This window comes from Streptomyces carpinensis (assembly GCF_002154505.1).
In the GTDB taxonomy this organism is placed as follows: Bacteria; Actinomycetota; Actinomycetes; order Streptomycetales; family Streptomycetaceae; genus Streptomyces; species Streptomyces carpinensis.
Window position 1 is genome coordinate 1 of the sequence record NZ_MUBM01000106.1, and the last position, 8487, is coordinate 8487.

The following is an 8487-nucleotide window of genomic DNA, read 5'->3' on the forward strand; positions in this document are numbered from 1 at the left end:
CCAGGCGCCCATGGGCGGCGAAGGGAACAACAACAACACCAACAACAACAGCAAGGGCAACGAGGGCAACAACAACCGCGGCGAGCGCGGCGAGCGCGGCCGCAGGCACCACAAGGAGGGCTGGATCCACATCAACGAGCGCTCCTACTCCGCCCACCCCAACGGCTGCATCACCGTGGTCAGCGGCCTGGGCTCCAACAGCTTCAACATCCGCAACGACAGCCGCAAGACCGTCGAGTTCTTCCGCGGGGTCACCTGCGACAACGGCGCCCCCGTCGCCACCGTCGGCCCGTGGAGCCAGAGCGACGGCGTGCAGGCCCGCTGCAAGGACGAGGACTTCAAGAGGCACGAGCACTTCAAGAAGGACGAGGACGACGAGAAGGGCAAGCACTTCAAGAAGGACGAGGACGACGAGAAGGGCGAGCACTTCAACAGGGACGAGGACGACTGCACGAAGGTCGTGCGCGTCAAGAACGGCGTGATCGGCAGCTTCCGCATCATCGAGCGCCACGGCTTCAAGGACGACCGGGGCGACCGGGGCGACGAGGGAGGCGAGTACTAAAGCCGGCCGTACGACGACGCAGCACCCCGGCCCGCCGTAATCAGGCCGGACACCGCAACCGAACACACAACACAGACACCCGACACACTGACACACACCAGAGAAACCCGGCCCGCCGTAATCGGGCCGGGCTTCTCGCGTCCGGGCCGAAAGGCGTTGCAGGCGGAGCCGTCGATCGGATAGAAGTAACTCGGATTCCTCGGCACCGAGGCTGAGGACCCGCGACAGCGAGAGGAGGGATAAGCCGATGATCCCCACGACCACCGCGCTTGTCTTCTCCCGGGGCACCAGCCACATCTGACCCCGGAACGGACGAGTGCCCTTCACCGGAGCATGCCTCGACCGTGGAACCGAACAACCTGACCATGCGTCCGATCGCCGGACGCGAAGAACTCGACCTCTTCTCCCGCCTGCCCTACGTCCTCAACGAGGAACTGGCGGACGACCTCGCCCAAGGCCATCGCCGGCCGGAATGGATGTGGGTGGCGCTGCTGGGGAACCGGCTGCTGGCCAGAGCAGCCTGGTGGAGCCGCGTGGGCAGCGACACCCCGTTCAACCTGGACATCCTGGATGTCGACGACAGCCTGTCGGCCGCCGAACGGGTGAAGATCGGAGTGCGGCTCCTGCACACCGCCATGTCCGCCACCGTCCCGGGCGGATCACCACCGCCGGAGTACAGCCGCTTCATCCCGCCCGACTGGCGTGACAAGGCCGCCACCAGATCCGTCGTCGAAGACCGCATGGCGATCGTGGAGCACGTCGGCGCCCGTCTGTTCGTGGAGCGGCTTCGCCTGGAGTGGCGACCGAGGACGCCGATCCCCGAGCCGAGCGGGCGTCTGGCCTTCCGGCCTCCTCGCGACCGGGCCGAACTGCCGGCCCTCATGACCCAGGCCCTGGACGGCACGCTGGACGCACACAGTCGCCGCGACCTGACCAGGATGTCCGCCGCCGCGGCGGCGACCAGACACTACGAGGACGAACTCGCGCGCTACACCAGCCCCCGGGACTGGTGGCGCATCGCGGTGCTGCCCGACGGGGAGCCGGTGGGATTCGTCGTCCCGGCCCACAACGGCTACAACGCGATCATCGCCTACCTTGCCGTACTCCCCCGCCATCGCGGCCACGGCTACATCGACGACATCCTCGCCGAAGGCACCCGGGTGCTTGCCGAACAGGACGTTTCTCGGGTTCGCGCGTCCACGGACCTGGGCAACCTCCCCATGGCCAACGCGTTTCGGCGCGCCGGGTACGTCAACTTCGGCCGCGAGATCAAGATGGCCTGGAGCTGACCCGCGACGGCGAGACGGCCACTTCCCCATGTGAGCCGTCTCGCCCACGCGGTAGGTCACCAAGTGCCGTGCATCCGGGGCTGGTCAGTGATCTGCGTCGTCGGTGACGAGGAATGCCGGTCGCGAACTGTCCCAGCCGGGCACGTTCAGCGCGTTGAGCGCCGAGACGATCCGCTTCTCCTCGTAGAGGAAGTGAGTCTCCATCAGCGCCGCGAGGCTGTCCAGTTCACGTCGGACTTCTGTCGGGTCGTCCTTCTTCCGCTCCAGTTGGCCGACAAGCGCGTCGAGCCGTTGCAAGGAGGCGTCCACGAGCTGGTGGTCGCGGCGCAACTCCGCCAGAACCGGGCGCAACTGAGGGAAGCGATCGGCGACTTCGGGAAACGCGGCGCTCTCCTCACCGGTGTGGTGCCGGTTCAGTGCCGAGCAGAAGGTCAGGCAGTGGGTCCGCAGCTCGCGGAGTTGCGTGCCGTCGGCGAGATAGGCATCGACGTCTTCACGTAGCGCGGCGAGCTCCTCGCGGAGCCAGAGGTGTACTTCGATCAACTGGTTGCCGAACGCCGCCAGGCGCTCGTGGGATGTGACCAAGGTCGTCCCTCGGTTTCGGCGCCTCCATGCCCTCGGCGGTCTCTTTGCCGGATGCACTGCGACGCTGGCACAAGGTCCTATCGCCGCGAAAATGATCTGTCAATCGAGTCGGAGCGGGCCAGATGCAGGCGTGAGGCGCTCAGGCCCGCCGCAATTCCGCCGGCCTCTTCGTCGCGGCCTGATCAGCCAGGTCATCGACCGGATGCTCCCGTTCCCGCTGCCGACGAGCCGGCCAAGCACCCGAGATCATCGCCGGCGGATTCGCGGAGACGATCGGCCTCGCCGTCGACAGCGAGGCGCACATCGCCTGCGTCTCCGACCTCGGCGGCCACCTCCGCGCGGTCCCGCTGCCAGGCGGCCCCGCCTCTCCTCAGGAGCAGCGCGACATCGTCGCACCGCCCTTCCCGCTGACCGGCCTGGCGGGCCTCGGCCGGCGGCCGGTCACGCTGCTTCGTCAGGTGGCCGGCCAGGAGTCCCTGCACCGGCGTGGACGGTCCGTGGCGCCTGCCGTACGAGTTCCGTAGCCGGGACACGACGGTGTCCGGCGTCCTCCGTGCGGACGAACGGGCGGGCCGCACCCCCTCGTATCCTGGTCTCCGTGCCATCGTCCCGCCTTCACCGTGTCGCCGTCCTTGTGCTCGAGGGTGCCAAGCCGCTCGATGTCGGCATTCCGGCGCAGGTGTTCACGACCCGCGCGAGCATGCCGTACGAGGTGCGGGTGTGCGGGGCCGCGCCCGGTCTGGTGACCGGCGGCGACGGTCTGTCGTACTACGTCACCCACGGCCTCGACACGCTCGAGTGGGCCGAAATCGTCTTCATCCCCGGGTACCGCTTCCCGGACCGCGACGACCCTCCGCAGGTCGTCGTCGACGCGCTGATCGCCGCGCACGCCCGGGGCACGCGGCTCGCCGCCATCTCGACGGGCGCCTTCGCGCTCGCGGCAACGGGCCTGCTGGACGGCAGGCGCGCCACGACGCACTGGCACTACTCGCGGGCACTCGCCGCGAAGCATCCACTCGTCCAGGTCGACGAGAACGTTCTGTTCGTCGACGAGGGCAGCGTGCTGACGTCGGCCGGTGCCGCCTCGGGAATCGACCTGTGCCTGCACATTCTGCGCGGCGACCTCGGGGTGGCTGCGTCGAACCACGCGGCCCGGCGTCTGGTCGCGGCCCCCTACCGCAGCGGTGGTCAGGCGCAGTACGTGCCACGCAGCGTGCCCGAGCCGCTCGGCGAGCGGTTCGCCGCCACCCGCGAGTGGGCGCTGCACCGGCTGGACGAGGCCCTCACGCTCGAGGTGCTCGCCCGGCATGCGGCGGTCTCGCCGCGTACGTTCTCGCGGCGCTTCGTCGAGGACACGGGGTACACGCCGATGCAGTGGGTCATGCGAGCCCGCATCGACGTGGCCCGTGAGCTGCTCGAGCGTTCGGAGCGGAGCGTCGAGCAGATCGCCGCCGATGTGGGTCTGGGCACCGGGACGAATCTGCGGCAGCACTTCCAGCGCATCCTCGGCACAACACCCAGCGAGTACCGGCGGACCTTCGCCCAGGGCGAGTAGTCCGCCACCACCGTGGCGCGATCCTTTCGAACCATGGCGATCGCGCCGCTGTCGCGGGCGGACGCCCCACGCGACGCTGGTGGCGAACCGAAGGGACACGATTCATGACTCGCATCGCCATCAACGGATTCGGCCGCATCGGACGCAATGTGCTGCGCGCGCTGCTCGAACGCGGCAGCGACCTCGAGGTCGTCGCCGTCAACGACCTCACGGAGCCCGCCACCCTCGCGCGGCTGCTCGCCTACGACACGACGGCCGGCCGGCTCGGTCGCCCGGTGACCGCCGACGGGGACGCCCTGGTCGTCGACGGCCGCCGCATCGTGGTGCTCGCCGAGCGCGAACCGGCGCAGCTGCCGTGGGCCGAACTCGGCGTGGACATCGTGCTGGAGGCGACGGGCCGCTTCACGTCGGCCAAGGCCGCCCGTGCACATCTCGACGCGGGTGCCAAGAAGGTGCTCGTCAGCGCGCCGTCGGACGGCGCCGACGTCACGCTCGCGTTCGGGGTCAACACCGACGCGTACGACCCGGACGTGCACACGATCGTCTCGAACGCCTCGTGCACGACCAACGCGCTTGCGCCGCTGGCCGCGGTGCTCGACGAACTCGCCGGTATCGAGCACGGCTTCATGACGACGGTGCACGCCTATACGCAGGAGCAGAACCTTCAGGACGGTCCGCACCGCGACGCCCGCCGCGCCCGTGCCGCCGCTGTCAACATCGTGCCGACCACGACGGGCGCCGCCAAGGCGATCGGTCTCGTGCTGCCGAACCTCGACGGCAAGCTGTCGGGCGACTCGATCCGCGTGCCCGTCCCGGTGGGTTCGATCGTCGAGCTGAACACGACCGTCGCCCGCGACGTGACGCGCGACGACGTGCTGGCGGCGTACCGTACCGCGGCGGACGGGCCGCTCGCCGGCATCCTCGAGTACTCGGAGGACCCGCTCGTGTCTTCGGACATCACGGGCAACCCGGCGTCGTCAATCTTCGACTCCGCACTCACCCGGGTCGACGGCCGCCACGTCAAGGTGGTCGCCTGGTACGACAACGAGTGGGGCTTCTCCAACCGTGTGATCGACACGCTCGAACTCCTCGCCACCGGCTGACCTGGGTTCCGGGGGTGGGCCCTCGGTCGTTCTCCCGCAGCGGGCCGAGGGCGGCTCCGGGAGTACCGCCGCTGTCCGGCTGCGGTACGCCGAGGTGAACATCTGGAAGGACCCCGACGCGGCGGTGTTCGTCCGCTCGGTCGCGGACGGGAACAAGACCGTGCCGACGGTGACCGTGGCCGGCAGGGCGATGGTCAACATCCCTCGAAGAAGCGGCGGATGGAGGCAGTCGGCCTGCTCACCGCACCTGCTCTCCGAGACCGTCTGACGTATCCTCACACGCGTGCGGCATCAGTCGTCGGCTGACGAACACAGCCGTCCGAGCACAGGGCCGGCCGGCTCCGTGTCCGTGGTGGTTTCCGTGGTCAGCACGGAGGCGCCCGCGGCCGTGACGGGAGAGGCTGTGACCACAGCGATCGGGCCCGGAAGCACACCGGGCCGATCTTTACCACGACCACAGGGGTGACCATGAGCAGCGCCAAGGGCGGTACGTACGAGGGGTTCACGGCCGAGGAGAAGGCCGCGATGAAGGACCACGCCCGAGAGCTGAAGGCCGCGTCGCGCCGCACTTCGAGCGCGGACAAGGCGGCGCAGGCGGAGCGCGACGTGCTCGCGAAGATCGCCGAGATGCAGGACTCGGACCGCGTCATGGCCGAGCGCGTCCATGCCGTCGTCACGGCCGCCGGCCCGGCCCTCGCGCCGAAGCTGTGGTACGGGATGCCCGCCTACGCTCTGGACGGCAAGGTCGTCTGCTTCTTCCAGAGCGCGGAGAAGTTCAAGTCGCGCTACGCCACGCTCGGCTTCAGCGACCAGGCGAAGCTGGACGAGGGCACGATGTGGGCGACCGGTTTCGCCCTGACCGATGTCACGGCCGAGGTGGAGGCGAGGATCGCCGAGCTCGTGAAGCAGGCGGTCGGCTGAGGCGCACGCCCGGCGCACGGGGGGACGGGGCCGGTCGGCGGGTGAGCCGGCCCACGCGCTCGTCCCGCCAGGGCGTCCTGTCGTGCGGGTCATCCGACGGGGACGGGTGCCAGGCCGAGGTCGGCGAGCGCCGCCGTGCCGACGGCGGCATGGCCTTCCCCGGCGAGCAGCAGTGTGCGCGCCGACTGGTAGCGGCAGCCGGCCGCGTCGAATGCCGCCGCGGCGGCGAGCTGCCGTGTCACGTCGCCGTCCAGAAGTGCTTCCGCCCGGTCCAGTTGGGCGATGGCGACCGGGTTGCCGCCGACGGTGGCCCGGGCGGCTTCGATCCGGTCCCGGGCGTCCGGGTGCCCGGCGAGCACCGCCGCTTCCGCCCGGAGCGCCACGTACCAGTGCAGCCAGATCCAGGAGACCCACTTCCACACCTCATCCGGCGTCGGTGCGACGCGCTCCAGGGCCGCGTCGGCGTCTCCGTGATGGAGCAGGACCATGGCGTCGCAGACCGCACCGTAGCCATGGCGGTGCTCCGCCACGGTGCCCGCCTGGTCGGCGATCGCGAACCAGGTCGCCCGGGCGTCGTGGTCGCCGCGCAGGCCGTGGATCATCGCCACCGACGCGGCGGCCGGGCCGAGGGAGAACGACCGCTGCCTGCCACTGCGCTCCCACGCGTCGAGGAATCTCACACTGTTCGCGCGTACTTCGTCGCCGTGACCGGCGAACGCGTCCGCGACCAGCAGCCAGGACGTGCCGTGATGGCCGACCTCCGCCAGCAGCGGCTGGTCGGCGAGCTGTCTTCCCCACCTGCGGGCCTGCGGCAGTTCACCCACGCCGAGGGCCGTTCCCGCGGCCATGGCGAGGGCGTCCACCAGCTCGTGCGTGCCGGCCGGGGTGTGCGGTAGCGGCGCCAGGACGTCGATGCGGCGCCGGACCGCGACGGCGGCGCCGAAGGGGTCGCCGGCCCAGCTCCGCGCGCCGGAGAGCGCGTCGAGGGCGGCGGATTCGGCCACCGGGTCGCCCGCCCGCCGAGCGAGCTCGACCGCCCGTTCGGCCAGCGCGACCGTCTCCTCCACGGTGTTGTCCTGATCTGCCTGAACCGCGCCGTAGGCGTCCGCGACCGCGGCCTCGGCCAGCGCGACGGCGGCCTCGGCAGCAAGGTCGCCGTCGCCGGACAGTTCTCGCGCACGTGCCAGCACGGCCGTCACCTCGTCCACCGCCGGAATCCGTGTGAACGCGCTGGAGAACCGGTACGCGACGGTGGCGGCGGCCGCCAGGTCGCGGCCGGCACCGGAGGTGTCCCCGGTCTGGCGGGCGGCCTCGGCGGCGGCGTGGTGCAGGCGGAACATGTCGTCGCCCACCCTGCGGCAACCGGCCACCCCAGCCGCCTGCCGCAGCGCCGCGGCACCGGCGGCCCCGTCGGCGAACTGCCGTAAGCGCCCCATTGTCATGAACGCAACGGTCCGGGTCTGAACGATCGGTGACTCCCCGGGGACGCGCACCTTCACGCGGCCGGTGGCCGCGTCACGGGAAGCTCCCATCTGACCTCGCCTTCGTGCCAGTGACCGGTGCGCGCCAGGCCGGCAGCAGCGGCGACGGCAGCGGACGCGTGGTGATCCGGACGGATGTGGGCACGGATCACCCGCACACCCTGCTGCCGCAGCCGGGCCACCAGTCCTCGTGCCGCCTCGGTGGCGATCCCGCGCCCTTGCCACGGAGTACCGACCACCCAGGCGATCTCGGCCACGCAGCCGCGCTCGGCGGCAGTGATCGTCGCCTGCACGGTCCCGGTCAGGCAGTGCTCGTCGCGGAGACGGATCACCCAGTTCCACCATGTCTCGGACGGACGGGGCGAGCCGGCCACCAGGCGTTCGTACCGTGCCCGCAAACCCTGCGGACTGTGCGGGGCACCCCCGATGAACACGTGCAGGGCCGGGTCGGAGAGCACCTCGGCCATCTCGTCCGCGTGCTCGACGGCGAGCGGCACGAGGCTCAGCCTGCCGGTCTCGATGGCCCCGATCCTCATGGCGTGCACGCTGTCCCCCGACCGACCTCTCCCGCTGCCGGACTGCCGAGGCGGACCAGTTCCAGCGCCTCGTTCAGGTTGTGCTCGGCGATGTCCGCCATGGACGCCCGGTCGGGGAAGCCCCCGTCGAGCAGTCTCAGTGGCCCAGCCGTCAGCGAGAGCCTCAGCGCCAGCATGTAGAGCGCGAGCCGGTCCTCGTCCAGGCCGTCCACGGCCAGCGCCGGGTAGGCGTCTGCGAAACGGATCCGCAGAAAGACGTGCTCCCACTCGACGTCGAAGTACATCGTGCCCTCGATGTCGACCACCACGGGGTTCCCGTCCGCGTCCACCAGCACATGATCGGGCCCCAACTCCCCGTGTACGAGCGCGTACTCCGCTCGCGGCCGGATCGCGGCCGCCAGGTCCTGCAGGCGCTCCTCCAACCGGACCCGGGCCGCCGCGATCCGCGGATCGCG

At 70.6% G+C, this 8487-nt stretch carries 10 protein-coding genes; 6 read left to right on the forward strand and 4 right to left on the reverse strand.

Features of this window, described 5'->3' with window-relative positions; all coding sequences use genetic code 11:
• Both BZY54_RS16270 and BZY54_RS16275 read left to right on the forward strand, forming a co-directional pair.
• On the forward strand, positions 1-562 hold a 562-nt coding region (locus tag BZY54_RS16270; RefSeq protein WP_208640673.1), incomplete at its 5' end, for a hypothetical protein.
• A gap of 365 nt (positions 563-927) precedes the next feature.
• Positions 928-1851: a GNAT family N-acetyltransferase gene (locus BZY54_RS16275; RefSeq protein WP_086725923.1), complete on the forward strand. Its 924-nt coding sequence runs from the start codon at positions 928-930 to the stop codon at positions 1849-1851.
• Between the two features lie 84 nt (positions 1852-1935).
• On the opposite strand, the gene BZY54_RS16280 is transcribed toward BZY54_RS16275, so the two are convergent.
• Positions 1936-2436, reverse strand: a complete 501-nt coding sequence (locus tag BZY54_RS16280) for a hemerythrin domain-containing protein (protein WP_208640674.1) — start codon at positions 2434-2436, stop codon at positions 1936-1938.
• Between the two features lie 598 nt (positions 2437-3034).
• Here BZY54_RS16280 and BZY54_RS16290 point away from each other — a divergent pair.
• The 4 genes from BZY54_RS16290 to BZY54_RS16305 all read left to right on the forward strand — a co-directional run bounded on the left by BZY54_RS16290 (position 3035) and on the right by BZY54_RS16305 (position 6015).
• A complete protein-coding gene (locus tag BZY54_RS16290) occupies positions 3035-3991 on the forward strand; it encodes a GlxA family transcriptional regulator (RefSeq protein ID WP_086725925.1) in 957 nt (318 codons plus the stop codon).
• A gap of 104 nt (positions 3992-4095) precedes the next feature.
• Positions 4096-5094: a type I glyceraldehyde-3-phosphate dehydrogenase gene (gene gap / locus BZY54_RS16295; protein WP_086725922.1), complete on the forward strand. Its 999-nt coding sequence runs from the start codon at positions 4096-4098 to the stop codon at positions 5092-5094.
• Between the two features lie 94 nt (positions 5095-5188).
• On the forward strand, positions 5189-5362 hold the full coding sequence (locus BZY54_RS16300; RefSeq protein ID WP_341868690.1) for a thioredoxin domain-containing protein: 174 nt from the start codon (positions 5189-5191) through the stop codon (positions 5360-5362).
• Between the two features lie 200 nt (positions 5363-5562).
• Positions 5563-6015, forward strand: a complete 453-nt coding sequence (locus BZY54_RS16305) for an iron chaperone (protein WP_086725926.1) — start codon at positions 5563-5565, stop codon at positions 6013-6015.
• Positions 6016-6104: 89 nt separating this feature from the next.
• On the opposite strand, the gene BZY54_RS16310 is transcribed toward BZY54_RS16305, so the two are convergent.
• The 3 genes from BZY54_RS16310 to BZY54_RS16320 form a co-directional block, all read right to left on the reverse strand.
• On the reverse strand, positions 6105-7457 hold the full coding sequence (locus BZY54_RS16310) for an ATP-binding protein (protein ID WP_244217188.1): 1353 nt from the start codon (positions 7455-7457) through the stop codon (positions 6105-6107).
• Positions 7458-7510: 53 nt separating this feature from the next.
• Positions 7511-8041, reverse strand: coding sequence for a GNAT family N-acetyltransferase (locus tag BZY54_RS16315; protein ID WP_425276286.1), 531 nt, complete (start codon positions 8039-8041; stop codon positions 7511-7513).
• Positions 8029-8487: phosphotransferase (locus BZY54_RS16320; protein WP_158103876.1), on the reverse strand; the 459-nt coding region annotated here is incomplete at its 5' end. The genes BZY54_RS16315 and BZY54_RS16320, both read right to left, overlap by 13 nt.